This is a genomic window from Prosthecobacter debontii (assembly GCF_900167535.1).
Lineage (GTDB): Bacteria > Verrucomicrobiota > Verrucomicrobiia > Verrucomicrobiales > Verrucomicrobiaceae > Prosthecobacter > Prosthecobacter debontii.
Window position 1 is genome coordinate 324,341 of sequence record NZ_FUYE01000001.1, and the last position, 23,435, is coordinate 347,775.

A 23,435-nucleotide genomic window follows, 5' to 3' on the forward strand; every position below is an offset into this window, starting at 1 on the left:
TTTTTATGTCGGCACCTTTTTCGCGGATACTGCGGCGGGTCGGGGTAGGTTTGATGCTGGTGGGCGCGGTGTGCGCTCAGGAGGATGAAGGGGAGGGGCCGGTGCCGCGAATGCAGGTGGCGCTGTCTCAGGGCCTGACCAAGGTGCGCGTCTATGAGCCGGATGAGGAGAAGCCGCAGGCGATTGTGATCTTCGGATCGGGGGATGGCGGCTGGTCCCCTTGGGAAGATGCTGTGGCGCACTGGCTGCGGGAGAGCGCGGTCATGGTGGTGGGGCTGGATCTGCGGAACTACGCTGCCAAGGACTATGATCAGAAGACCTTGGTGCATGACATGGCCACTCTCGCCACGGAGGCGGAGCGGCGCTGCGAGAGCAGCGAGATCCCCGTTATCTATGGCGGATGGAGCATGGGCGCGGTGCAGGCGGTGGCTGCCGCTGGCAGTGTTGAGCGGTCCCCACAACTCCGGGGGCTGCTCCTGTTCAGCGCGGATAGCAGAGGGCGCTATGGGCTGCGGGAGAAGGATGAGCTGGGCATCACGCCCGAGGGGCCGGGCACCTTTGGGCTGGCGGAGTTCAGCGCTTTTATGAAGGACCTGCGCGTGGCGCAGTTCCATGGTGGGGCGGATTTCATGGCTTCGACGGCCTGGATTCAAAGTCTGAAATCCCCCAAAGCTCTGTATGTAATGCCGGGTGGCAATCATGGTTTCAACGGACCTGACGATGCCTTTCAGGCCTGGGTGACACGCGGGCTGGCCTGGGTGCTCGGGGATGACAGCGCTGCGGTGGCCCCGGCTCAGGAGGAACTGCCCTGGGGCCTTTCACCGCTGTGGCCGGCGGCGGCTTTGTCGGTGGTGCTGACGTTTATCTTTTTGTTATCCCGGCGGCATTCCTTGCGCATTCTGGTCTGGTCCATTTCCATCATGGGTGCCACGGGGCTGGTCGAGGCGCTGATTCTGAAACCCTCCACGGTGTTGGATTGGATGGAGCAGTGGTTGCCGCTGGGTGTGCAGGATAACAGTCGCCTGCTGCTGCTCTTTTCAGGCATCGGGCTCATCACTCTGGCGCGGGGGCTGCGGCGGCATAAACGGATCGCGTGGTTGCTTGCCCTGATCCTGCTGAGTGTCTCGGTGGTGATCCATCTGACCCGCGCCTTTGATTGGCATCATGCGCTGGCCGCCGGGCTGTTGCTGGTGCCCTTGATCCGCTGGCGCTCGGAGTTCACGGCGAGGTCGGATGCGCCTTCACTGCGTCTAGCCTTTTTGGGGCTGCCGCTGCTCGCTGTCGGGCTGTTCGTTTACAGCGTCTTCGGCTTGCGCCAGTTCAGTGAGCGCGGCGAGTTCGGGGAGGCTTTGACGTGGGCGGATTGCTTCAGCGGTGCCGGGTCGGCCCTGGTGTGGCAGAAGAGTGATCTGGATATGGATGGCAGCCGGAAGGTGCGGCTGTTCTTATCTCATGTGCGGGGCGGCAGTCTGCTGGCCGCCTTGTTCGTGCTGGGGCTGACTTTGCGCCCCGTGCTGGCCTCGCGCTTGCCGGAGGCCTCGGTGGAGGATCGGGATCTCGTGCGCCGGATGATCGAGGCCGACGGGCGTGATCCGATGGATAGCTTCGCGCTCCTGGAGGATAAACGTTACTTCTTCAATGAGGATCGCACGGCCTGCATCGCCTACGCACTCTGGCGGAAATACGCCGTGGCTTTGGCCGATCCCCTGGGGCCGGAGAGGGATCGAGCCGGGATGATCACAGCCTTTGCCAAGTTTTGCGGGCGGCAGGATTGGGAGCCGATCTTTTACTGTGCTCATGTGAGCAACCGCCCGCTCTATGAGGAGGCCGGTTTTGTGACGGTGAAGGTGGGGGAAGATGCGCGGCTGGATGTGGCGGATTTTAAGCTGGAGGGCGGTAAGTTTCAAAACCTCCGCACGGCCCGCAATAAAGCCCGGAAGAATGGCCTCACCTATGAGTGGTATCATGCCGAGCCGCACCCGGATCATGGCCTGGAGGCGCAGCTTCAGCTTTTGTCGAATCATTGGTTAGATCAAAAGCACGGCGGTGAGATGACCTTCGATCTGGGGAGCTTCAGCCTGCTAGGCATACGCACCCACGGGGCCTCCATCGTGCGCAATCCTGAAGGCCGCATGGAAGCCTTCGCCACCTGGCTGCCCTATGCGCAGGGTAAGGGGCGCTGCCTGGATCTGATGCGGGCCCGTGAGGATGTGCGGGACGTCATGGACTTCCTCATCGTGGAGGCGATCGACCACTTCAAAACTCAGTCGGTGGAGCAGGTGAGTCTCGGCAATGCCCCGCTCGCCAATGTGGCTGCCGCCCAAGATCCTGCGGAACTGACTCGCGAGGAAAAAGCGGTGCAGTTCCTGTTTGAAAACTTCGATCGTTTCTATGGCTACAAGAGCCTGTTTAACTTCAAGAAGAAGTATCAGCCCGATTGGCAGGGACGTTATTTAGCCTATCAACCGCGCACATCCTTGGCCATGGTCGGGCTCGCCGTGGCCGGGGTGCATTTGCCGCGAGGCTTTCGGGGTCTGATTCGCTCATAAATCCTTGCCTGGGGCCGATGCTTCGGCACAGCATTCGTTTCGTTTTCTCATGGTGTCTGCCGCTTCTCTCTCTGCTGATTTCGTTACTTGGTTTCATCAGGTCGGTCGCGACTATCCCTGGCGGAGAACCCGTGATCCGTATGCGATCTTGGTCTCCGAGATCATGCTCCAGCAGACGCAGATCAGCACGGTCCTGGATCGCGGTTATTATGCCCGTTGGCTGGAGCGTTATCCGGATTTCGCAACCCTGGCCCGAGCTCCTGAAAGTGAGGTGCTGAAGACCTGGGAAGGGCTGGGTTACTACCGCCGGGCGCGGAACCTGCAAAAGCTGGCTCAGGTGATCCAGAGTGAGCATGGAGGGGTGTTTCCCACCGAGCCCGCCGCCATTCGGGCTCTCCCCGGCATCGGTCCCTACACCGCGGGGGCCATCGCCAGCTTTGCCTTTGGCCTCGCCGAGCCCATCGTGGATGGCAATGTGGCCCGGGTGCTGTCTCGACTGGATAATGACGCCACCCCCGTGGACTCCGCCGTCGGCAGCAAACGCCTGTGGGAGCGCGCGACGGAACTGGTGCAGGCGACCGAGGATCCGCGCGCGCTGAACTCCGCCCTCATGGAGCTGGGCCAGACCGTGTGTAAACCCCGGCAGCCGCTGTGTGCTGAATGTCCGGTGAAAAAACACTGCCGCGCGACCGAGCCCGAGTCTCTACCGGTGAAAGGCAATCGCACTGAGATCACCGAGGTGACGGAGCGGGTCGTGTTTGTGCAGACGGGGCAGGGGATCCTCCTGGAGCAGGAGACCGGCTCACGCCGAACCGGCCTGTGGAAGCTCCCGGCCCTGCCCGCGACGGGCGAGGCGGCCTTGCCTCCGGTGCTGATGAAGACCTCCTATGGCATCACGCGCTACAAGGTCACGCTCTGGGTGCATGAGGCCCCACTGGAGAGCCTCGCATGGCCGGAGTCCCATCAATTTATCCCCCTGGCCGCCCTGGCTAAAACCGCCATGCCCAGCCCCTACCGCAAGGCTTTGGACAAGCTGCTGCAGCATGCCGCTTTCCGCCTGGAGGGTTAGAACATCTTGAAGCGGCGGTATCCTGCTGTTAGTTGCACCCCTCATGTCAAAAGGCCCGGGGAAAACCACCACCCAGTTCTTTCAGCTCGGTTCCGAAGCTGAACCGTTCGTCTTTGCCAGCGGTGAATCGCTCCCTGGCATCACCCTGGCCTATGAAATGTATGGCAAGCTGAACGCCAAAAAGAGCAATGCCATCCTGCTTTTCCACGCCCTCTCAGGCAGCCAACACGCCGCAGGCCGCACCGAAGAGGTGGACGGCGTGGGCGAACGCTGGACGGAGGATGTGAAGGCCGGCTGGTGGGATATGTTTGTCGGCCCCGGCAAGGCGCTGGATACCAATCGCTACTGCGTCATCTGTGCCAATTACCTGGGCGGCTGCTACGGCAGTAGTGGACCGGCCTCCATCAATCCGGCCACGGGAAAACCCTATGGCAGCAGCTTCCCCGCCGTCCTGTCGATCGACGTGGTGAAGAGCCAAATCGCGCTCCTGGATCATCTCGGCATCGAGCAACTGCATGCGGTCATCGGCACCAGCATCGGTGGTTTGCTCGCCCTGAATCTAGCCACGGTGTTTCCCGAGCGTGTGCGCATCGTCATGCCGGTGGCCACGGGATTGCGCACCACGGTGCTGTCGCGCTTGACCCTGTTTGAGCAGGTCATGGCCATCGAGAACGACCCGCATTTCAATGGCGGTGATTATTACGAGGGTGAGGCCCCCGAATACGGCCTGGCCCTGGCGCGCATGATTTCGCACAAGACCTTCGTGCACCTGGATGCCATTGAAAAACGCGCCAGCTCCACCGTCAGCCAGGCCAATGGTCACCTCTCCTGGTATCAGGTGGGGCACAATGTGGAGAGCTACATGCTTTATCAGGGCAAGAAGTTCGTGAAGCGCTTCGATGCCAACAGCTACCTCCGCATCATCAACATGTGGCTGCGCTACGATCCGCTGCGCGATGCGGGCGTGGAGAACTACGAGCAGCTCTTTGCCCGCAGCACCGCCGCCGGGCATCATTACCTCGTCTTCAGCATCGACTCGGACTTCTGCTTCTACCCCGAAGAGCAGGCTGAGATGGTCCTGGCCCTGGAGAAGGCCAAGACCTCCTCCATGCACATCACCGTGCACTCTGGCAAGGGCCATGACTCCTTCCTGCTGGAACCCGAACTCTACACCCCCCACCTTGTTTATACCCTGGAAGGCCGCTGGAAAAAAGGCAGCCTGGATGGAGAGACGACGGTGCTGGAGGTGGAGTGAAACGTTGAGGATACGTGGATGGCGGCGTCTGCTGGATGGAGCGGACCTTTCTCGCGTCCCTCCAGGACGCGGCGCTGCGGGTGTGTATCGGGCGTGGTGCCCGGGGGTTCATTTCGCTTCGCTCAAGTCACCCCGGCTAATGTCTCGCCTCCCTCCAGGAGGCACCTATTCAGGATGCTTCCAGAACCAAGAAGGCCGCTGGAAAAGGCAGCCTGGATGGGGAGACGACGGTGCTGGAGGTGGAGTGAGGTTTGCTAAACGATGCATTTCCCATTTTGGGAAATTTGTTCTTTTCATGGGCTCAGAGGCGCTTAAAATAGAGGCGTCTCATGAAACTGGTTGGCCGCGACATTCTGGACAATTTCGCTAAACGGCACGCGAGTTCACTCAAGCCTCTCAGGTCATGGGTGAAAATTGTCGAGGCTGCCGAATGGAAATCATTTCAAGACATTCGAAATCACTTTCGCTCGGCTGATGTGTTGAGCCGTAATCGCGTCATCTTTGATATCAAAGGCAACGATTATCGTCTCGTCACCGTGGTCGCTTACAGACAGGGCGTGATGCAGGTTCTATGGATCGGCACCCACGCGGAATACGACAAGAAAAAATGGGACTGAATCCTTTTCTTTGATGATGAACATCTTTCCTATCCATACCCGAGCCGATCACCAGAAAGCCATGAAACGGGTTTCTGAACTGATGCAATTGGACCCATCCCCTTCTTCTTCTGAGTCGGATGAACTGGAAGTCTTGGCAGAGCTCATTGAAGCTTATGAAAAGAAACATCACGATCTCGGTTCTCCGACACCGGCGGAACTGATTGCATTCGTCATGGAACAACGGGGTCTGACGAAGGGAGAAATGGCGAGCTATCTCGGGTCTCCCAGCCGTGTCTCGGAGGTCTTGAATGGCAAGCGTGCGCTCACACTTCCCATGATTCGCAATCTTCATGTCCAACTGGGTTTGCCCCTTGAACCGTTGGTGATGGGAACGGCTTCCAATCCAAGCTCGCGACCAGCGAAGCCGAGGCGCTCCGTTGTCTTGCGACAGAAAAAAGCGACTGCGATGTCCAAGAAGCGCCGGGTTCAGAGCAAAGCGCTGTGAGACTAGATCACAGCCTCATGAGCTAGGGGCTCCTGTCTCGTTGGACAAAGAAGGGGAGAATGTGGATGTGGTGTGTATATTACGAATGGGGAAGGACCCTCCCCGTCGTCCTGGAAGGACGTGAGAGATTAGCCGGGCGGTGAAGCGAGGCACGAGCGTAACCCCAGGATTTGCGAACACGAGAGCGTGCATGCGCGGATCAAGCGTCCTGGAGGGACGCGAGAAAGGTGCCTGTCACCCCCCTCGTCTCCGACTTCTCCGTCATCCCCATTCCACAGCCAGCTACGTTCTCCCGTTGCGCATCGCCGATGGACGGAGACACTGCACGATGCCATCCACGCATCTATCTCTGCATTACCATCTGGTTTTCAGCACAAAGAATCGCGAGCCCTGGCTTTCCCCTACGGATCGAGATCGCGTGCATGAATACATCGGAGGCACCTTGCGGGGCCTGAACGGCATCGCCCACGCAGTCGGCGGCACAGGGGATCATGTGCATGTGTTTGCCGGATTGCGTGCTACCCATTGCCTGGCGGATGTGATGCGTGAGATCAAGAGCGAATCCTCCGCCTGGATTCACCGTGAGCTGCGGATGGCGGGCTTTGCCTGGCAGGATGGTTACGGCGGCTTTACCGTCAGCGCGTCCAAGCTGGAGACCGTGCGTCAGTATGTATTAAACCAGGAGGAGCATCATCGGGTGAAGACCTTCCAGGAAGAATATGTGGCGATGCTGAAACGCGGTCTGGTGGCGTATAACGAGGCTTATTTGTGGTGAGATGAGGTCATGGGGCATGGACCTTTCTCGCGTCCCTTCAGGACGCGGTGCTACGGGCGTCGATCGCTCGCGGTGTCCGGGGGTTCCGCTCGTGCCTCGCTGCACCCCCGGCTAATGTCTCGCCTCCCTCCAGGAGGCACACTGGTGTCATGATGGAGGACGCAGGGGCCCCCGCTAATGGCTAGCCTCCTGACAAGAGGCACCTGTTCAGGAGACTTCCAGACAACCTCAAGAACTCATTTACAACCCCATCGGCTGATCTTCCCCGATCACCTTCACTTCCATCTCGAGCTGCACGCCGCGTTCGCGTTGGGCCACTTCTTGGATTTCGGCGACGAGGTCGAGCACCTGACGGGCGGTGGCACCGCCGCTGTTGACGATGAAGTTGCCGTGGATGTCGGAAACGATGGCTTTGCCGACGCTGCGGCCTTTGAGGCCGAGGTCGTCGATGAGCTTACCGGCTCCACACACCTCGGGGTTTTTAAACGCGCAGCCGGCGCTGGCGCCCACGGGTTGACTGGTGCGGCGTTTCTGATGGGAAGCGGCGAGTTTGGTATCAATCTCGGCCTGATCCGCAGGCGTGCCTTTGAGCACGGCAGAGACGATGTAGCGCTCCTCAAACTCCGGCACGCTGCGGTAATGATGCTGGATCTCGGCCAGGGGCTTCTCTTTGATCTGGCCATCGGTATCGATGAAGCGCACGCTGACGATTTGGTCGAAGGTTTCCGTGCCCATGGCGCCAGCATTCATGCGGATGGCACCACCCAGATTTCCAGGCACGCCTTCCATCCATTCGAAGCCACCCAGACCGGCATTGCGGGCGGCACTGGCGATCTTTTTCAAGCGAGTGCCGACGCCGACGATGAGGGTTTCACCCTCGACTCGGACGTCTTCAAACTCACCCTTGGACGGATGGAGCACGGCACCGCGAATGCCACCATCTTTGACCAAGAGATTGGAACCACGACCGATCACACGAATGGGCACGGAGTGGGCGCGCAGGTAACGCACGATCTGGGCGAAACCCTCGATGCTGCGAGGCTCGATCCAATACTGAGCCGGGCCACCGATGAGGAAGGTGGTGTGACGTGCCATGGGCTCATAGAGGCGAGCCACCCCACCGCCGTGGGCTTCGAGCAGCGTCCACAGCTTTTCCAGCACCGGCAGATCGCGGGCGATGCAGCGTCCCACTTCATGGACATTGCCCGCGCCTAAGGTGATGAGCAGATCTCCTGGACGCAGGGTGTTGCCGACCTTGTCACGAGACAGCAGGAGGGTGGGAGTGGATTGGGCCTTGGTGGCGGACTGGGCTTTGACTTCTTCGACGATGGTTTCGCCGCTGACGCCGGGCAGAGGTTTTTCACTGGCGGCATAGACATCGGTCACAAAGAGTTCGTCCACATCGCCAAAGCTGGCACCGAACTCTTTTTTCAGAAGCTGGGTGCGGCTGTAACGGTGTGGCTGGAACAGGCAGACGATGCGCTGAGGTGCCAGCCCCTTGGCCGTGGCCAGGGTGGCGGCGATTTCGCTGGGGTGATGCCCGTAGTCATCCACCACCGTGAAGCGCTCACCACTGTGGCGGATTTCAAACCGGCGCTTGGCTCCACGAAAGCTCTTGAGGGCGCGTTGGATGTTTTCAAACGGCACGCCCAGCTTCGTCGCCAGGGCGATGGCAGCCAGGGCATTGGAAACATTGTGCTTACCCGGAATGCCCAGAGTGGCGATGCCTAACAAAGTATCCTTTTGATACACTTCGAAGTCGGAATGATCCGGCTTCATGGCCAAGATATTCGCCGAGAAATCGAAGTCGCGAGACCATCCGTAGCTCACCCCCTGAGGGCCGCTGCACACTTCACGAGCGACCGGGTCCTCGGCGCAATGCACCCAATAGCCTGGGGTTTGAGAAAGGAGCTGGCGAAACACCGCCTTGATGGCCTCGATGCCATCGTAAAAGTCCAGGTGCTCGGGTTCGATGTTGAGGATGATGGAGTGCTGGGGATGGAAGTTCACCAGAGTGCCATCACTTTCATCTCCTTCGGCCACGAACAGTTCACCTTCGTGATCCCAATGCGCATTGGCTCCCAGGATCGGGATTTCCGCCCCCACATAGTGGCTGGGTTTCAGCCCGCCTTGGCGCAGCACGTGGGCGGTCAGCGCGGAGGTGGTGGTCTTGCCATGCGTGCCGCCCACGACCACGCCTTTTTTATTCGCCATCACTGCGGCCAGAGCCTCGGCCCGGCGCACCAGGGGGATGCCCTGCTTGTAAGCCGCCTCATAGGCCACGTTTCCGGGTTTGATGGCGCTGGAGTAAATGACCATGTCGCAGTCCTCCACCTCCTTTTCGGAGTGTGGGGAAAAGAACTGCAGGCCCAGCTTCACCAGGCGATCCGTCTCCAGGGTCGTCACCTTGTCCGAGCCGCTGACCTTGTGCCCCAGCGCCAGCAGCAGGGAGGCCAGCCCACTCATGCCCGATCCGGCCACGCCGATGAGGTCAATGCGCATGGGGTGACGGCTTTCTTTGAGGAGGCTGAGGACGGCGTGGGACATGAGCAGCAAAGCTAAGCGCAGCTTTCAGATCGAGCAAATGCACACGCAAAGGAATGCGTTTCAGCCAGCCAAATCGGCATCTGCTTTCAGCCGTGCGGGGATATCCATCTTTTCATGCAGCACGCTGATGACACCGAGGCGCTTTTTGGGTAACTCACGAAAGAAGATGTAGTGATGCCGATAACGAAAAAAAATAGCCCCCGGTCAGCTCGTCGTCCAGGAAAGGCCTCCAGCGATGTCTTTGTCCGGCGACCCTCTCGATTTCAGCGACGAGTTCACTCACATAAGCGTTGGTCTGCTTTTCACCCCATTGCTCTTTGGAATAGTCCCAGATCTCCAGGATACGCTCTTCAGCGCTGGGGTAAATTTTAGCGGGCATTGGCCTTATTGCGCTTTTTGGCTTTTGAAATCAGAGTCTCCGCGTCCAGAGGGACAAACTCCGATTCATCAGCGACGGCACCGGCTCGAAGTTCGTTTCGAAGCCAAGCCCATTTACGCTGCTCTTCCTTATCGTAGTCGCGCCGGACGAGGTCACGGATGTATTCGCTTGTGGAGCTATACAGACCAGATTTCAAAACCCTCTCCTGGATGAAGTTTTGAAGTTCACCTGCGAATCGCACATTGACACCTGCTGCCATAATGAAGCCAATCTAGGCCCCGTCCCACAAAATGTCAATTCTGTGGGACGGAAGGCACCTCCTCGGAAGGTCCTGCCCGCAGTTCCACCCAGGTCGCGCCCCAGCCGCCGGAGCGTTCCCCGGCGGGCCAGCGGATTTCCTGGACGATCTCCATTTTCGCCAGGGCGGCGTGCACGCCGGTGCGAAGGGTGCCGGTGCCTTTGCCGTGGATGATGCGCACGTTCAGGATGCCTAGCTTTTGGCATTCGGTGAGGTAGTCCACCAGGAGATCACCGACCTCATTCGGGCGGAAGGTGTGCAGATCCAGCTCGTCGGTGATGGGGATGTGGACAGGCTCTTCCTCCATGGTTGAACAAACTAAGTCATGGAATGGAAGTTTTGCCACAGCACATAGCTGCCGGTGCAAAGAACCAACACGGCAAAGGTCTGCTGGAGACGCCGCACGGGGAGGCGTTTCGCAAACAGGCTGCCGATCCAGGTGCCCGCGACAGCGAGACCGGCAAAAAGGAGCATGAGCGGCCAGCGCAGCGGGGCATCGTGGAGATGGCTGAGGAAACCGGCGGCGGAATTGAAGGCGATGATGGCCAGGGAGGTCCCGGTGGCGGTCCGCACCGGCAGTCGGGCGAACTGGATCAGCGCGGGCACCAGGAGGAAACCTCCCCCCACCCCGATGAACCCCGTGAGCACGCCCACCCCGAACCCGGCCAGGAGGCAGCGGGCGGGCCGACACTCCGCAGGCACCACGGGCTCCCGCCCGGAGCTGAGCAGCATCTTCAGGGCGACCCCGAGCATCAGCAGGGCAAAGAGCATCATCAGCACCGCCGCAGGTAGCAGTGGGGTCAGCCTAGCGCCAAGCGTGGCACCCGCCATCCCGGAGAGGGAAAACATGAGGGCGGCGGAGGGATGAAAATCACCGGCGCGGACGCGCTGAATGGCTCCGGCCAAAGCGGCAGCGCCGACCACGAACAAACTCATGCCCACGGCCTCGCGGGCGGGGATGGCGGCCAGATAAACCAGCACCGGCAGGGTGATGATGCTGCCACCTGCGCCGGTGAGGCCGAGCGACAGGCCGATCAAGGAAGCACCGATGAGGGTTAAGAGTGTGTTCATGGCTGGCGGCGTTCAGGCTTCAGCATCCGGGAGAACAGGGAATGGTAAGGGTGCACCGCCGTCACGGGTCGCTCTCCCTGAACGACGGGGTGCCCCTCATTGGCCCAGGTAAAGATGCCACCTTCCAGATTGGCAACGTCTGCGATGCCGAGGCTGTGCAGGCGACGGGCGAGCTGGCAGGCGCGATATCCGGCCGAACAATAAGTGACGTAAGAGCGGGACGGGTCGAGACGCTGCAAAGTTTCATCCGTTACCGACTCGACATCCAGATGGAGCGCTTCCGGAAGATGGCTGACGGCGTTTTCCTCGGCAGAGCGTGCATCGATGACGATGGGGGGCTGACGCGAGGCATCGCTTAACCATCGTTGGAGATCGGCTGAGGAGATGTGGCGCACATCAGGAAACCGATCTCGCACCACGGAGATGGCCCAGGCGGTGCCTCGGCGATGATCCATCAGCCACCAGAGCAGGAACCCGGCGACCAATGTCGCAGCCAGGAGACCCAGGGTGATCTTGCTCCAGAGTGGCATAACAAAAAGCGTTTATTCGAATTTGATGTAGGCGTAGCCCTGCAATTGCAGATCCACCAATCGAGGGAAGGCCCCGACGACGAGCTTGACCCCCGGCATCAGCTCCGTGGGTTTCACGCCTTTTTGCTGCATGGTGTTTTCACACAGCTCGATCTGCACCCCGCGTCGGATCAGCTCCGCCAGGATCTCGCCATTGGGGTTTTCGGCTTTCTCCGCTTTCAGCCGCTCACGCGCTCCGGCTTGGACCACGGCATTCAGACCGGTGCCATGGAAGACCAAATGCAGGTCCACTTGATTGGGCGAGATGCCCTGCTTGTCATAGGTGTTGATCAGCTTGCGAGCATAGAAGAGGCCTTTGTTCACGCCTTCATAGGACAGATCCTCGGTGACTTGATAGACGATCTTCAGGTTCTCCCGCACCTGGAGGGGGATGACTGGCGTCTCGGCATCCGCCGCGTGGAGGCCGGGGGTGGCGAGCAGGAGGCAGCCAAAGGCGATGAAGGTGTTTCGATTCATGCGATGTGAAAGTAAGTTAGGCTTGAGCCGGGGTTTTGAGCGAGGCAGCGATTTGTCCGAAGCTCCCATCCACCAGCACGGCATCGAACCCCTCGCGGGCCAGGTAGGCGGTGGCGAGGCTGGCTCTCAGCCCGCTGCCGCAGTGGACATACAGGCGGGTGTCGCGAGGCAGCTCAGCCAGCCGTGCGGCGAGGCGGGTGTAAGGGATGTTGAGCGCGCCCTGCACATGACGTTCGGCATATTCATCGGCCCCGCGCACATCCAGGACCTGGGCGGAGGTCTGCGCTTGGAGCGCATCATAAAGCTGGGCTGTGGTGATGAAGGCCTGCGTCTGGATCAGGTCATCCTCGCTATGCAGGGCCTCGGCCACGGTGATCCAGCCCACCACGTGATCCAGGCCGATACGGATGAGCTGCCGCACGGCTTCCACCACCTCGCTTTCATCATTCACCACCAGCAGCAGAGCGGCGTCTTCCGCTACATACGATCCCGCCGCGATGGGTAGCTTTCCACCGGCCAACGGTGCCAGGAGTGCCCCGGCCAAATGCCGCTGCATGAACGGCTGGCGGTTGGATCTCAGGTCCAGCACCACGTTGGCGGGATTGGCTAAAAACAGCCGTACTTCAGATCTGGAAAAGTGCTTGGGCCGGGGGAGCCGACCTTGGGGTAACAGAGCCGGTCCTTTCTTGTTGTCCTGCTTCATGCGGGCGAAGTAGAGGGGCGGTGCGGGCTGGCCTGCCAGGATGTCTTTGACGAAGGTGTCTTCGGACTCGGTCAGGGCCTCTTTAAAGGCAGCGTTGAAGCGCCGCTCGTAGCCCATCACGCTGGTGGGCACGGCACCCAGGGCCTTACCACAGGCACTGCCAGCCCCATGGGCAGGCAGGATCTGCAGATGCTCGGGCAGCGCGGAGGCGGCTCTGAGGCTGGCATACAGCGTGCGGGCGCTGGGCTCCATGACCCCGGCCTGCCCCGCGGCACTCTCCAGCAGATCCGGCCGACCCACATCCCCGACGAAGATGAAGTCCCCACTCAGCAGGCCCATGGGCTCCGTGGCACCACTGCCGTGATCGACGATGAGAAAGCTGAGGTGCTCCGGCGTGTGCCCTGGGGAGTGGACGGCCTTCAGCTCGATGTTTCCCACTTTGAAAGAGTCCCCATCGCTCAGGAAACGGGCGTTCAGGTGGCCCTGCGCCCACTCGAACTGCCAGTCCGGGCCACCTTCGCGGGACAGGTAGGCTTTCACCCCGTGGCGCTCGACCAATTCCCGCGCGCCACTGAGGTAGTCGGCGTGGATGTGGGTCTCCGCCACGGCGGTGATGCGCAGGTCGTTTTCCGCCGCCAACCGCAGGTAGCGGTCCACATCCCGCTCGGGGTCCACGATGACGGCCTCCCCGGTGCGTTGACAGCCGATGAGGTAAGCATTCTGCGCCAGGGCAGCGTCGGTGATTTGTCGGAGAAACATGGTCGTGGGGGCTTAGCGGTGAGACATCAGTTAACGGCACAGTTTTTCGGTGTGCAGCACGCCTGACCTTCGACTCGGTTCCAAGGCATCTTGGAAAGCAGGATGGCCAGGCCACACCAGCCCGTGCTACCGGCCAGCAGCAGACCGGAGGCGAAGAAGGCACACAGGAACGCCCAGTAAGGATGCACGGTGAGGGCGAGGATGACCCCCAGCCAGACCCCGGCACCGATGATGAGCTGCACCTGCTGCATGAGCGGGAAGACCTTTTGGGAGCTCGACTTCACCGGCAACCCGGCTTCCTTCCAGGCGAGAATGCCGCCGGTGAGGTTCTCCACCTGGGGGAAACCGAGCGCCTTCAGTTTGGACAAGGCTTGTTCACCGCGCTTGCCACTGCGGCAGTGGATGACCACGGGCCGATCTTTGGCGATCTCCGAGGCGCGCTTTTCCAGCTCACCCAGGGGGATCAGGCGAGCGCCGGGGATATACATTTCCGCGTGTTCCACAGGTTCACGCACATCGATGAGCTGGCAGGCACCGTGGGAAAAGCGTTCATTCAACTCAGCAGGGGAGGTGGTAGTTTGCATTGCGAGACGGGGTTAAAGGATTACTTTTTCTTCAATCACTGAAGAAACTATATTGCTATATGGCGATATAGCAAATAAAATTACCGCATGCCTAAAAAGAAAAATCCTGAACCGAAACCTGTGTTGTCCGATACGGCTCTGGAGCTGATCGCGCTGAGGTTCCGGGCGCTTTCAGAGCCCATGCGGCTGAAGCTGCTGAATCTGCTGATGCAGCAGGAGCACACCGTGGGGCAGCTCGTGGAGGCCTCGGGCTCCGGCCAAGCCAACGTCTCCAAGCACCTAGCGGTGCTGCGGGAGTCGGGCATGATCGGCATGCGTAAAGAGGGCCTCTCCACCTGGTGCTACATTGCCGATCCCGTGGTCAATGAGCTTTGTGAAATGATGTGCCGGAGATTGCGGGAGGAGATGGAGGCGAAAGCGCGTGCGCTGGCCTTCGATCCCAAAATCTGATCGCCCTGTGATGTCTGATCTGAAAGAGCTGCTCATCGCCAAGACCCGTGAACTGGGTTTTGCCGACTGCCGCATCGCCCCGGCCAAACCGGCGGCTCGGAGGGAAATCTTCGAGCAATGGGTGGCCGAGGGGAAGTATGGCGACATGGCCTGGATGGCCAAGAACCTGGACCGACGCACCGACCCCTGCATCGTGCAGCCAGGGGCGAAGACCGTCATCGTGCTGGCGATGAACTACTACCAAGGCCAGGCTCCCGCCACCGCTGCCGGTGGCTATCGCATCGCACGTTATGCGTGGAATGAAGATTACCACGACCTCATTCAAAAGAAGCTGAAGGAGCTGGATGCCTTCCTCATCAGTCATGGCGGCACGCAGCGCTATTACGTGGATACCGGGCCGGTTCTGGAGCGTGACTTTGCCAGTGAGGCCGGGCTCGGCTGGGGAGGGAAGAGCACCATGCAGATCCACCGGGAGCTGGGCACTTGGTTCTTCCTGGCGGAGCTCATCAGCACGCTGGACTTCCCCGTGGATACCCCGGCCAAGGATCTCTGTGGCAAATGCACCCGCTGCATCGACGCCTGCCCCACCCAGGCCATCACCGCCCCACGGCGCATGGATGCCCGCCGCTGCGTGAGCTACCTCACCATCGAGAGTAAAGGCCCCATCCCGCCCGAATTTCGCCGGGCTCTCGGAGATCGCATCTACGGCTGCGATGATTGCCTCAAGGCCTGCCCCTGGAACAAGTTCGCGCAGGTTTCCCATGAGGCTACTTTTCAAGCAAGGGAGAGTGTGTTTAACCAAAAGTTGCGCGATTTTTTAAGCCTCGATGACGATGGCTTTCGCGCCTTGTTTGCCAAGTCTCCCATCAAGCGCATCAAGCGCCCCGCGTTCCTGCGCAATGTCTGCGTGGCCCTCGGCAATGTGGGCACGCAGGCGGATGTGCCTGCGCTGGAGGCCGCCGCCCAGGATGAGCATCCCTTGATCGCCGAGCATGCCCAGTGGGCCCTGGCGGAAATCCGTGAGCGGTTAGGCTGAGGCGAAAGCTAAGGCCAAGCTCAAGAAAGTATCAGTATCCAGCAGGTCTGAGCGGATACCCGTCGCTCTTTTGGCCTAGCCACTGCTCAGTAAGGCCAGTGATGAAATCCCCCCTTTTATCACTGGGGCTGGCACTGTGGCTGGCTCCTCTCACCGCCTCGGCGGCCACCGTTCTTTTCAGTCATCAGGGCTCCACCGACCCGACGACGGAAGGCTGGACCCGTAACTACACCACGACCACCGTGGTGGGCAGTGCCTATGATGACGATGGCACGCCGGTCTGGAAGGTGTATGACCCCGGCAATGCGTCAGGGGGCACCGGGCTGTATTACTCAGCCACGATGAACTCCACCGTGCTGGACACGGCGATGACCTCGGGCTGGGAGCTTTCCGCCACCATCAGCATCCCTACCGACGATCCGAACTCAAACATCGCCTGGCCGACGAATGGCAATACCTGGTTAGGCATCATCGTCAACGAAAGCCCCGGTGTCCGTCGATACTGGGGGTTGGTTTTCGGGCGTGCCGCCAATGGGGATACGATCGTTTCGATCAATGGTTACGTGGGCGGTGCTTCCAAGACCCTGGCCCCAGGCTATTATGATTACAGCATGGTCTATGACCCGGTCACCAAGCTGGTGAGCGTGTATGTGGATGGGGAGTTGTGGAAATCCGATTTCAATGGCCTCACCACCGGCACGGGATCGAATTCCGTCTATTGGGGGGACAATAGCGCGCAGAGCAGTGCCATCACTCCCCGCAGTGCCTATTATGAATCGGTGCAATTCACCATCGCGCCTGAGCCCTCCCGCCTGCTGCTGCTAGGGCTGGGCCTGCTGGCCCTAGGCGGCAGACGGCGGAAAAAGTGAATGCACTCCGAAGAAAGTGCAGGCAAGAAAGTATGGATTCAGGGCATGTCAGTGCCTGAACATCTGGCTCCGTTGGCTTGGCCATTGCTCAATAGAGCCAGCGATGAAATCCCCCCTTTTGTCCTGGGTTTTAGCCCTCTGGCTAGCTCCCCTCTCATCCGCCTTCGCCGCCACACTTCTCTTCAGTCATAACGGCTCCACCGATCCCACCACGGAAGGGTGGTCACGCAGCACCGCGACGACGACCGTCACCGGAGCCGCTTATGATGATGATGGCACCGCCGTGTGGCGGGTCACCGACCCTGGCAACAGCAGCGGCGGCACGGGCCTGTATTACTTTAGGACGATGAATGCCACCACCCTTGACACGGTGATGACTTCCGGTTGGGAGCTCTCCGCTACGATCAGCGTGCCCACCGATGACCCGACCTCCGGGATCGCTTGGGGCGTGGATAGCAATACTTGGTTAGGCTTTGCCGCCACGGAAGGGGCCGGGCGTCGGTATTGGGCCTTGATGTTCGGTCGAGATGCCTCCGGCAATACTCGGGTCACCGCCGCAGGATCGGCCGCAGGCACCCGAACTTTGGCAGCGGGGTATCATGATTACCGGCTGGTGTATGACCCCGGCACGGCGCGTGTGACCATCTACATCGATGGCGAGGTCTGGCAGTCCGATTACAACGGTGCCTCCGCCTCCGCCGGGAGCAATCTGGTGTATTGGGGTGACAACAATGGCCAGAGCTCCGTCATCCCCACCCGCAGCGCCTACTACGAGTCCGTGGACTTCGTCGTAGCCCCCGAGCCCTCCCGCCTACTCTTTCTCCTGCTCGGTGCCTTCGCTGTCTTTGGTAGAAGACGACGCGGATAAACTTGCTCTCCAGCCTTGGCTTTCCAATGTAAGAGCATGTCTGACATTTCCCCTCATGCCGTCATCGGCTTGATTGTGCATCATCATATCGTGGAAGCCGATGAGCCGCTGACGCCCGAGTCCGATCTCTTTGCCTGCGGCCTCGATTCCCTGGCCATGATGCAACTGATGCTGCATCTGGAGAGCGAGTTCAAGGTGCGCATCGATCCTGCCCAGATGACGCGCAATCACTTTGCCACGCCCACCGTCTTAGCCCAGTGGCTCTCGCATCCTAACCGCAGTGCTGCATGAGCTGGGAGACTGAGGTGGAGGTGATCGTGGCAGGCGGTGGCAGTGCCGGTCTCGCGGCAGCGCTCGCCTCGGCACGCGGCGGTGCTCGCACGCTGTTGCTGGAGAGGCAGACGAAACTCGGAGGCATGGGCACCTGTGCGCTGGTGCATACCTTCTGTGGTTTATTCCATCCCGATGTCACTCAGCCCTGGGCTTGGTTGAATCCAGGCATCGCCACGGAGGTCGGGCAGGAGATGATGATCCGCACGGGGCAGGAGGCACCCGACCTGATGGGGAAAGTGTATGTGCTGCGTCAGCACCCTTCTTTGTATGCGCAGATGGCGGATGAACTCTGCCGCGCCGAGTCCATGTTGGCCGTCTTGAGTGGCACAGAGTGGACGGGTTTGAAACAAACGGCATCGGGCTGGGAGCTTGAGGTCATTACACGCGGGGCAGCACGCACCCTCAGCAGCAAGGCTCTGGTGGACACCACTGGAGATGCCACCGGAGCCCGCCTGATGAATCCGCAATGGTGTGAGCAAACGGAAGGGGCGAGGCTGTATCGGCCCGCCTACATCAGTGCCTTTCATGGCATTGCTGGGGTGCATGATGATGCCTGGCGTTTGCAGACCGGGGGGATGATTTTTCGGGCGATCCGTGATGGCGTTCTTCCTCAGGCGGCGATGGGCGCGGCGTTTCGCGATTCCCCTTTTGCTGGGGAAACCTTTCTGACCGTGGATCTGGAAGCCGGGCAGGGAGACTGGGACCCGTTCGATCCCGTGAAGCGTGCTCGAATGGAGCAGGAAGGGCGAGAGGTGGCTCTATCTCTGTGGAAGTTTCTGCGGGCTCAGCACCCTGATTTCCAGCACTGCGCGCCGCCTTTACTCCCCACGAAGGCGGGCATCCGTGAAACAGCGCGTTATGTGGGAGACTATGTGCTCACGGGGGATGATCTGGCCGGAAACCGTCGCTTTGAAGATGAAATCGCGCTGGCAGGCTGGCCCATGGAGAAGCGTGAGAATGCCAGGGGGCCCAAGTTCCGTTATTTCGATGAAGCCAAACCTGCGGGTATCCCGGCGCGTTGTTTGCAGCGTCGTGAGGTGCCGGGTCTCTTCTTTGCCGGTCGCTGTGTATCCGCTGATCATGAGGCCCTGGCCTCCGTGCGTGTCATGGGCACGTGCATGGCCACAGGTCAGGCCGCAGGAAAGTTGGCAGTGGACTTTGTGCAGGGTCGCTGACATTGGCTTGTGCGTATGCGCTTGCTTTGTCTGACGAATCTCTTTCCTGATACAACCCAAGCTTGGCGAGGGTTGGATAACGTCACTCTTCTGCATGCTCTGAGAGCCTTGGACCCGGCTCTGGACATCCGCGTGCTGTGCCTGCGCCCAGGTCACGGATTTTGGACCGGCAAAGCCTGTGGGTTGAAACCGCGACCGGGAGACGAGGCGTTGCATCCCTCGTATCACTGGACGCCTTATGTGCCGAAGTTCGGTGGCATGAATGACCGGCTCTATGCGCTGGCGGTCCGACGGGCCTTGAAGTCACTTCCTGCCGGGTGGAAACCGGATGCGCTCCTGGTGCCCTGGCTTTTTCCCGATGCTTGTGGCGTCCATCGAGTGCCAGAGCTGAAAGGGGTGCCGCTTTTGACCGTGGCTCAGGGATCGGATGTGCATCAGTATCTGAACCTGCCCATGCGGCGGCGGGCGATCCTTTCTCTCTGCCAGCGGGCGCATGTGATCACCCGCAGTGAAGACCTGCGCCAGCGCCTCCTGCGGGCCGGGGCGGCTGCGGATCACGTCAGCACGGTTTACAATGGGGTGGATATCGAAACCTTTCGCCCCGGGGATAAGGTGGCTTCACGAAAATACCTAGGTTTGCCTCTCGGTCCTAAAATCCTTCTTTTTGTCGGCAACTTCCTGCCGGTGAAAGGCCTTGATCTCTTGATCCAGTCGGCAGCGGCCCTGCACGAGGAACTGCCGTTGCATTTGGTGCTCATCGGCAGTGGTCCTTTGGAAGGGGAAATGCGCAGCCTCTGCCAATCCTCGGGTTTGGGTGACGTGAATGTCACCTTTGCAGGCAGGAAAGGTCCCGCGGAGGTGGCACAGTATATGCGCGCTGTGGATGCTGTGTGCTTATCGAGTCATAACGAGGGGGTCCCCAATGTCTTGCTGGAGAGCTTCGCCAGCGGCAGACCCCTTGTGACCACGCATGTCGGCGGCATATCAGAGATCACCCAGCCCTCACCGAGAGGCGGTTTTCTGGTCCAGGAACGTGTCGTGGCCCCATATGTCCAGGCCCTCAAGGAAGCTCTCTTGAATCCACCGGATGAACAAACCTTGTCCGCCTACACCCGCCCCTTTTCGTGGCCTCAATGTGCGGGCGCATATTGGAAACACTTGTTTGCACTTCGCCAAAAAATCGGTAACTGAAACCCTACTATCTGTAACTGCTGCCCCCATTTAGGGTAACTTTCACTAGAACTCGGCTTTTAGCCTCCCTTTCTCCCGCTCATGCTTCTTCCCGGAACAAGCCATTGGATGTCAATCGCCCGGCGCGCTGGCCGTGACGGTTTGACGTTCGCACTTGGTTTTCTGTTGGCCAATTACGTGCGTTTTCATGAGTTCTGGCGGTTGGAGCATTACATCGCCCCGATTTCTGTCGGTGCGGTGGCCCTGATGATGTCCAGTTACATCATGGGTTTGTATTCGGTGGAATCACGCGGGCGTTCAAGGTTCTTTGCCCACGGTTTGCTCACTACCCTGGCGTTCACGATTGCATTCTTAGCAGTGATTGTGGTCGGGTATGTGGATTTCGGCACCCGAGTGGGGCGTGGGTTCATGTTTTTGGGCCTCTGCGCGGCTTATCCCACGGTCATCTTCCATCACTGGCTGATGTTCAATAAACATCGCTTTGCCCCAGAGCGGGTCGCCTTTGTGGCGGAGACCCCGAACGAATTGGAGGAATACGAAACGCTTAAGGAGCTGAAACCTCGTGGCATCGAGATCGTGGGAAGGCTGACGGTGAAGGACAATGAGCGTGCGGATGATGTTCTCGGGCGCCTCAAGCATGCGCCCATCATCATCCAGAGGCATAAGATTGATCGCATCGTGTTCGCGGATTGGCGTCTGACGGACCCTTATGCGAGGCCGTTTTTACGCCAGCTCCGGTATTCCGGTGTGACCTGTGTGCCCTTCATCAGCCTGTGTGAGCACTATCTTCAGTATGTTCCTCTGCATCTGGTGACCAATGAATGGTTGATGCACTTGGAGAGCGCTCCGCGTGACTTTTATTTCAGCAAGCTCAAGCGGGCTTTCGATATCCTGACATCCCTCGGGCTGCTGGTGGCGCTTTCGCCCTTCTTGCTTGCCGGTATTCTGCTCGTGAAGTTTTTCTCGCCGGAAGGTCCGCTGTTTTTCACCCAGGAGCGGGTGGGACGGTTTGGGAAAAAGTTCAAGATTTTCAAGCTGCGCTCCATGCGCACGGATGCGGAGAAAAACGGACCGCAGTGGTCTTCCGGTACCAAGGACCCTCGCGTGTTCCCCGGTGGTAAATTGCTGCGCCAATACCGCATCGATGAGATCCCGCAGCTCTTCAACATCCTGCGTGGAGACATGTCCTTCGTCGGCCCGCGCCCTGAGCAGCCTGCGTTTGTCGATGCTCTAAAGCAGGAGTTGTCCTTCTACGAGGAGCGTCATATGATTCTCCCAGGGCTCACGGGGTGGGCCCAGGTGTCCTACCCTTACGGCTCCACCACGGATGATGCCCGCTGCAAGCTGGAATACGACCTTTACTACCTCAAGCATGCGGGGGTGGTTTTTGACCTCCTCATCCTTCTGGATACCGTTCGCGTGGTGCTGATCGGAGGTATGAAGAAGGAAGCTCAGCGTCCTCGTTATCTCGCGACGCCGACGAGCAAAACTTCGTCCATCCCGATCATGAGCCCAGCGGTGGCGCAGAAGGATGTCGCGGCGTGATGCATTTATTGTCCTGAGGCTTTCCCTGGCACGCGTGGATCGTGGGCGGGAATGAGCAGGTTTCGCTGGGTGTCTTTCAGGATGGCTTGGCAGGCTCCGAAACTCGGGCTGGGGGCCAGTTGGTGTCCCATCTGTTCCAGTTGTTGCAAAACCTCGGCCGGCACCTGGCTTTCGATCTTCAGCTCATCCGGGTTCCATTGATGATGAAAGCGCGGTTCTTTCAGCGCCGCATTCGGGCCCATGCCGTCATCGATGACATGGCTGATCAAAAGCAAGGTCTGGGTGATGATGGTTGGGCCTCCGGCCGCCCCCACGGTCAGGATCGGCTGCCCATCCTTGAAGACCAGGGTGGGGCTCATGCTGGAGAGGGGGCGTTTGCCAGGAGCGATGGCATTGGCCTCTGCTCCCACGAGTTTGAAGGCGTTTGGCACCCCGGGCTGCACGGCGAAGTCATCCATCTCATTGTTGAGGAGCACCCCGGTGCCGGGAATCACCACCTTGCTGCCGAAAGCCGTGTTGATCGTTTGATTGAGCGCCACCCAATTGCCCTCGGCATCGGCCGTGCACAGATGGGTGGTGTGCTTGCCAAAGACGTCGCCCTCCCAGTGGGGCGGCATGCCGTGGGCTGGCACCGCTGTGGTGTGGTCGAGATCAATCTTGGCCGCCAGCTCACGAGCGTATTCCTGCGTCACCAGACCGCGAGGCACGGGCACAAAATCAGGATCACCGAGCCAGTGGGCACGGTCAGCGAAGGCCAGTTTCATGGCTTCGGTGACCACGTGAATCCGACTGCTCGCCTTGAAATGGCGGACGGGGAACTGCTCCAGAATGTTCAGGATCTGCGCCACATGAACACCGCCACTGCTGGGGGGCGGCATGCAGACGAGATCGTAGCCACGGTAGCTGGCGCGGATCGGCTCCCGCTCGATCGCCCGGTAGCCAGAGAAATCAGCGGTCGAGAGCAGGCCACCGTTTTCCTTCATCCAGGCCTCCGTCTGCTGAGCGAAGGGACCGCCATAAAACCAATCCAAACCTTGGTCGGCCAGGGCTCGGTAAGTTTTGGCCAGATCCGTCTGGACCAGGGTTTCACCTTCTTGCCAGGGACTGCCGTCGGGCTTGAGAAAGAGGGCGGCTGAGCTGGGAAAGCGGCGCAGCTTCTCGGCGGTGGCTTTCAGTTTCCGGGCATAGACTTCATCAATGGGAAAACCTTTCTCGGCGAGATCTGCCGCTGGGCGCAGGAGATCTGCGAGGGAAAGGCGACCGTGCTTTTTCAGCGCCAGTTCATAGGCTCGGAGCGCCCCAGGCACAGCGGGGGCGAGGGCCCCTGTTTTACTGGCTTCATCGTCCAGTTTTCCTCCGATGAGATACATGTCGCGATGGGCTTTGGCCGGGGCCGTTTCACGTCCATCAATGGCTGTGAGGCTGCCATCCGCAGCCCGGATGACCAGGAAGCAGCCTCCTCCGATGCCGGAGTTGTGGCCATCCACCACGCCGAGGGTGAGAGCCGCAGCCACGGCGGCATCCACGGCGTTGCCGCCACGGGCATAGGCGGCATGGGCGGCGTCAGAGGCCAGGGGATGGACCGTGGCGACGGCGAATTTGGAAAATCCTGCTTCGGCCTCCGGAGGCGCAGTTTGAGCGATGCTGGAATAGCCAAGTCCGCAGGCAAAAGGGAGTAAAACGATCATTTTCACGCTTCGGATGCTAGCAGGCCCAGGGTAGGGTTTTCACGGAAAAAATGACGGATTCATCCGACCTAGCCCCGGGTGAGAAGACATCACATTTGGGAATTGACCAAAGTCTCAACTTTTTGTTAAAACGAAGTTTCG

24 protein-coding genes are annotated in these 23,435 nt (G+C 59.9%); 14 read left to right on the forward strand and 10 right to left on the reverse strand.

What is annotated here, in order from left to right; all coding sequences use genetic code 11:
• Positions 1 to 5: 5 nt before the first annotated feature.
• The 6 genes from B5D61_RS01365 (at position 6) to tnpA (ending at position 6,752) form a co-directional block, all read left to right on the forward strand.
• Positions 6 to 2,549: a phosphatidylglycerol lysyltransferase domain-containing protein gene (locus B5D61_RS01365; protein ID WP_139372991.1), complete on the forward strand. Its 2,544-nt coding sequence runs from the start codon at positions 6 to 8 to the stop codon at positions 2,547 to 2,549.
• A 49-nt stretch (positions 2,550 to 2,598) separates the two neighbouring features.
• Positions 2,599 to 3,618 (forward strand): A/G-specific adenine glycosylase, encoded by a 1,020-nt coding sequence (locus tag B5D61_RS01370; RefSeq protein ID WP_078811499.1) that lies wholly within the window; start codon positions 2,599 to 2,601, stop codon positions 3,616 to 3,618.
• Between the two features lie 43 nt (positions 3,619 to 3,661).
• Positions 3,662 to 4,873: a homoserine O-acetyltransferase MetX gene (gene metX / locus B5D61_RS01375; RefSeq protein WP_078811500.1), complete on the forward strand. Its 1,212-nt coding sequence runs from the start codon at positions 3,662 to 3,664 to the stop codon at positions 4,871 to 4,873.
• A gap of 329 nt (positions 4,874 to 5,202) precedes the next feature.
• Entirely contained in the window at positions 5,203 to 5,490 is a 288-nt protein-coding gene (locus B5D61_RS01380; protein WP_078811501.1) for a type II toxin-antitoxin system HigB family toxin, read from the forward strand.
• 13 nt (positions 5,491 to 5,503) lie between these two features.
• Positions 5,504 to 5,977, forward strand: a complete 474-nt coding sequence (locus B5D61_RS01385) for a helix-turn-helix domain-containing protein (protein ID WP_217698871.1) — start codon at positions 5,504 to 5,506, stop codon at positions 5,975 to 5,977.
• A gap of 328 nt (positions 5,978 to 6,305) precedes the next feature.
• Complete coding sequence (tnpA, locus tag B5D61_RS01390) at positions 6,306 to 6,752, forward strand: IS200/IS605 family transposase (RefSeq protein WP_078811502.1); 447 nt, start codon at positions 6,306 to 6,308, stop codon at positions 6,750 to 6,752.
• 240 nt (positions 6,753 to 6,992) lie between these two features.
• Here tnpA and murC read toward each other — a convergent pair whose 3' ends face one another.
• The 9 genes from murC to B5D61_RS01435 form a co-directional block, all read right to left on the reverse strand.
• Positions 6,993 to 9,299, reverse strand: a complete 2,307-nt coding sequence (murC, locus tag B5D61_RS01395) for a UDP-N-acetylmuramate--L-alanine ligase (RefSeq protein ID WP_078811503.1) — start codon at positions 9,297 to 9,299, stop codon at positions 6,993 to 6,995.
• 154 nt (positions 9,300 to 9,453) lie between these two features.
• A complete protein-coding gene (locus tag B5D61_RS01400) occupies positions 9,454 to 9,678 on the reverse strand; it encodes a type II toxin-antitoxin system RelE/ParE family toxin (protein ID WP_078811504.1) in 225 nt (74 codons plus the stop codon).
• Complete coding sequence (locus B5D61_RS01405; RefSeq protein ID WP_078811505.1) at positions 9,668 to 9,937, reverse strand: ribbon-helix-helix domain-containing protein; 270 nt, start codon at positions 9,935 to 9,937, stop codon at positions 9,668 to 9,670. The genes B5D61_RS01400 and B5D61_RS01405 overlap by 11 nt, the downstream gene beginning before the upstream one ends.
• A gap of 34 nt (positions 9,938 to 9,971) precedes the next feature.
• Complete coding sequence (locus B5D61_RS01410) at positions 9,972 to 10,283, reverse strand: Smr/MutS family protein (RefSeq protein ID WP_078811506.1); 312 nt, start codon at positions 10,281 to 10,283, stop codon at positions 9,972 to 9,974.
• Between the two features lie 11 nt (positions 10,284 to 10,294).
• On the reverse strand, positions 10,295 to 11,047 hold the full coding sequence (locus tag B5D61_RS01415) for a sulfite exporter TauE/SafE family protein (protein WP_078811507.1): 753 nt from the start codon (positions 11,045 to 11,047) through the stop codon (positions 10,295 to 10,297).
• The gene (locus B5D61_RS01420; RefSeq protein ID WP_078811508.1) at positions 11,044 to 11,577 is read right to left on the reverse strand and encodes a rhodanese-like domain-containing protein; all 534 of its coding nucleotides are present in this window, start codon (positions 11,575 to 11,577) and stop codon (positions 11,044 to 11,046) included. Before B5D61_RS01420 ends, B5D61_RS01415 begins: the two co-directional genes overlap by 4 nt.
• Positions 11,578 to 11,589: 12 nt before the next feature.
• On the reverse strand, positions 11,590 to 12,093 hold the full coding sequence (locus B5D61_RS01425) for a DsrE family protein (protein ID WP_176159163.1): 504 nt from the start codon (positions 12,091 to 12,093) through the stop codon (positions 11,590 to 11,592).
• Between the two features lie 16 nt (positions 12,094 to 12,109).
• The gene (locus tag B5D61_RS01430; protein WP_078811510.1) at positions 12,110 to 13,555 is read right to left on the reverse strand and encodes an MBL fold metallo-hydrolase; all 1,446 of its coding nucleotides are present in this window, start codon (positions 13,553 to 13,555) and stop codon (positions 12,110 to 12,112) included.
• Positions 13,556 to 13,581: 26 nt separating this feature from the next.
• The gene (locus B5D61_RS01435; RefSeq protein WP_078811511.1) at positions 13,582 to 14,139 is read right to left on the reverse strand and encodes a rhodanese-like domain-containing protein; all 558 of its coding nucleotides are present in this window, start codon (positions 14,137 to 14,139) and stop codon (positions 13,582 to 13,584) included.
• A gap of 87 nt (positions 14,140 to 14,226) precedes the next feature.
• Between B5D61_RS01435 and B5D61_RS01440 the strand changes: the two genes are divergently transcribed.
• From B5D61_RS01440 to B5D61_RS01475, 8 genes are all read left to right on the forward strand, one after another.
• Positions 14,227 to 14,589: an ArsR/SmtB family transcription factor gene (locus B5D61_RS01440; RefSeq protein WP_078811512.1), complete on the forward strand. Its 363-nt coding sequence runs from the start codon at positions 14,227 to 14,229 to the stop codon at positions 14,587 to 14,589.
• A gap of 10 nt (positions 14,590 to 14,599) precedes the next feature.
• On the forward strand, positions 14,600 to 15,625 hold the full coding sequence (gene queG / locus B5D61_RS01445) for a tRNA epoxyqueuosine(34) reductase QueG (protein ID WP_078811513.1): 1,026 nt from the start codon (positions 14,600 to 14,602) through the stop codon (positions 15,623 to 15,625).
• 101 nt (positions 15,626 to 15,726) lie between these two features.
• On the forward strand, positions 15,727 to 16,494 hold the full coding sequence (locus B5D61_RS01450) for a PEP-CTERM sorting domain-containing protein (RefSeq protein WP_078811514.1): 768 nt from the start codon (positions 15,727 to 15,729) through the stop codon (positions 16,492 to 16,494).
• Positions 16,495 to 16,597: 103 nt separating this feature from the next.
• Positions 16,598 to 17,362 (forward strand): PEP-CTERM sorting domain-containing protein, encoded by a 765-nt coding sequence (locus B5D61_RS01455; protein ID WP_078811515.1) that lies wholly within the window; start codon positions 16,598 to 16,600, stop codon positions 17,360 to 17,362.
• Between the two features lie 36 nt (positions 17,363 to 17,398).
• Positions 17,399 to 17,653: an acyl carrier protein gene (locus B5D61_RS01460; protein ID WP_078811516.1), complete on the forward strand. Its 255-nt coding sequence runs from the start codon at positions 17,399 to 17,401 to the stop codon at positions 17,651 to 17,653.
• Positions 17,650 to 18,870 carry an FAD-dependent oxidoreductase gene (locus B5D61_RS01465; protein ID WP_078811517.1) on the forward strand — a complete coding sequence of 407 codons (1,221 nt, stop codon included), beginning with the start codon at positions 17,650 to 17,652 and terminating at the stop codon, positions 18,868 to 18,870. Before B5D61_RS01460 ends, B5D61_RS01465 begins: the two co-directional genes overlap by 4 nt.
• Positions 18,871 to 18,885: 15 nt before the next feature.
• Positions 18,886 to 20,061, forward strand: coding sequence for a glycosyltransferase (locus B5D61_RS01470; RefSeq protein ID WP_078811518.1), 1,176 nt, complete (start codon positions 18,886 to 18,888; stop codon positions 20,059 to 20,061).
• Positions 20,062 to 20,142: 81 nt separating this feature from the next.
• Positions 20,143 to 21,606: a sugar transferase gene (locus tag B5D61_RS01475; protein ID WP_078811519.1), complete on the forward strand. Its 1,464-nt coding sequence runs from the start codon at positions 20,143 to 20,145 to the stop codon at positions 21,604 to 21,606.
• 5 nt (positions 21,607 to 21,611) lie between these two features.
• On the opposite strand, the gene ggt is transcribed toward B5D61_RS01475, so the two are convergent.
• Complete coding sequence (gene ggt, locus B5D61_RS01480; protein ID WP_078811721.1) at positions 21,612 to 23,294, reverse strand: gamma-glutamyltransferase; 1,683 nt, start codon at positions 23,292 to 23,294, stop codon at positions 21,612 to 21,614.
• Between the last annotated feature and the right edge of the window lie 141 nt (positions 23,295 to 23,435).

Excerpts from the sequence above, each read along its gene's own strand:
- B5D61_RS01385 (WP_217698871.1), top strand. The coding sequence starts at position 5,504 with ATGATGAACATCTTTCCTATCCATACCCGAGCCGATCACCAGAAAGCC.
- ggt (WP_078811721.1), bottom strand. The coding sequence starts at position 23,294 with ATGATCGTTTTACTCCCTTTTGCCTGCGGACTTGGCTATTCCAGCATC.
- queG (WP_078811513.1), top strand. The coding sequence starts at position 14,600 with ATGTCTGATCTGAAAGAGCTGCTCATCGCCAAGACCCGTGAACTGGGT.
- tnpA (WP_078811502.1), top strand. The coding sequence starts at position 6,306 with ATGCCATCCACGCATCTATCTCTGCATTACCATCTGGTTTTCAGCACA.
- B5D61_RS01400 (WP_078811504.1), bottom strand. The coding sequence starts at position 9,678 with ATGCCCGCTAAAATTTACCCCAGCGCTGAAGAGCGTATCCTGGAGATC.
- B5D61_RS01435 (WP_078811511.1), bottom strand. The coding sequence starts at position 14,139 with ATGCAAACTACCACCTCCCCTGCTGAGTTGAATGAACGCTTTTCCCAC.
- B5D61_RS01370 (WP_078811499.1), top strand. The coding sequence starts at position 2,599 with ATGGTGTCTGCCGCTTCTCTCTCTGCTGATTTCGTTACTTGGTTTCAT.
- B5D61_RS01430 (WP_078811510.1), bottom strand. The coding sequence starts at position 13,555 with ATGTTTCTCCGACAAATCACCGACGCTGCCCTGGCGCAGAATGCTTAC.
- B5D61_RS01415 (WP_078811507.1), bottom strand. The coding sequence starts at position 11,047 with ATGAACACACTCTTAACCCTCATCGGTGCTTCCTTGATCGGCCTGTCG.
- B5D61_RS01405 (WP_078811505.1), bottom strand. The coding sequence starts at position 9,937 with ATGGCAGCAGGTGTCAATGTGCGATTCGCAGGTGAACTTCAAAACTTC.
- B5D61_RS01475 (WP_078811519.1), top strand. The coding sequence starts at position 20,143 with ATGCTTCTTCCCGGAACAAGCCATTGGATGTCAATCGCCCGGCGCGCT.
- B5D61_RS01460 (WP_078811516.1), top strand. The coding sequence starts at position 17,399 with ATGTCTGACATTTCCCCTCATGCCGTCATCGGCTTGATTGTGCATCAT.
- B5D61_RS01365 (WP_139372991.1), top strand. The coding sequence starts at position 6 with ATGTCGGCACCTTTTTCGCGGATACTGCGGCGGGTCGGGGTAGGTTTG.
- B5D61_RS01440 (WP_078811512.1), top strand. The coding sequence starts at position 14,227 with ATGCCTAAAAAGAAAAATCCTGAACCGAAACCTGTGTTGTCCGATACG.
- B5D61_RS01425 (WP_176159163.1), bottom strand. The coding sequence starts at position 12,093 with ATGAATCGAAACACCTTCATCGCCTTTGGCTGCCTCCTGCTCGCCACC.
- B5D61_RS01410 (WP_078811506.1), bottom strand. The coding sequence starts at position 10,283 with ATGGAGGAAGAGCCTGTCCACATCCCCATCACCGACGAGCTGGATCTG.
- B5D61_RS01380 (WP_078811501.1), top strand. The coding sequence starts at position 5,203 with ATGAAACTGGTTGGCCGCGACATTCTGGACAATTTCGCTAAACGGCAC.
- B5D61_RS01455 (WP_078811515.1), top strand. The coding sequence starts at position 16,598 with ATGAAATCCCCCCTTTTGTCCTGGGTTTTAGCCCTCTGGCTAGCTCCC.
- B5D61_RS01450 (WP_078811514.1), top strand. The coding sequence starts at position 15,727 with ATGAAATCCCCCCTTTTATCACTGGGGCTGGCACTGTGGCTGGCTCCT.
- B5D61_RS01465 (WP_078811517.1), top strand. The coding sequence starts at position 17,650 with ATGAGCTGGGAGACTGAGGTGGAGGTGATCGTGGCAGGCGGTGGCAGT.
- B5D61_RS01470 (WP_078811518.1), top strand. The coding sequence starts at position 18,886 with ATGCGCTTGCTTTGTCTGACGAATCTCTTTCCTGATACAACCCAAGCT.
- murC (WP_078811503.1), bottom strand. The coding sequence starts at position 9,299 with ATGTCCCACGCCGTCCTCAGCCTCCTCAAAGAAAGCCGTCACCCCATG.
- metX (WP_078811500.1), top strand. The coding sequence starts at position 3,662 with ATGTCAAAAGGCCCGGGGAAAACCACCACCCAGTTCTTTCAGCTCGGT.
- B5D61_RS01420 (WP_078811508.1), bottom strand. The coding sequence starts at position 11,577 with ATGCCACTCTGGAGCAAGATCACCCTGGGTCTCCTGGCTGCGACATTG.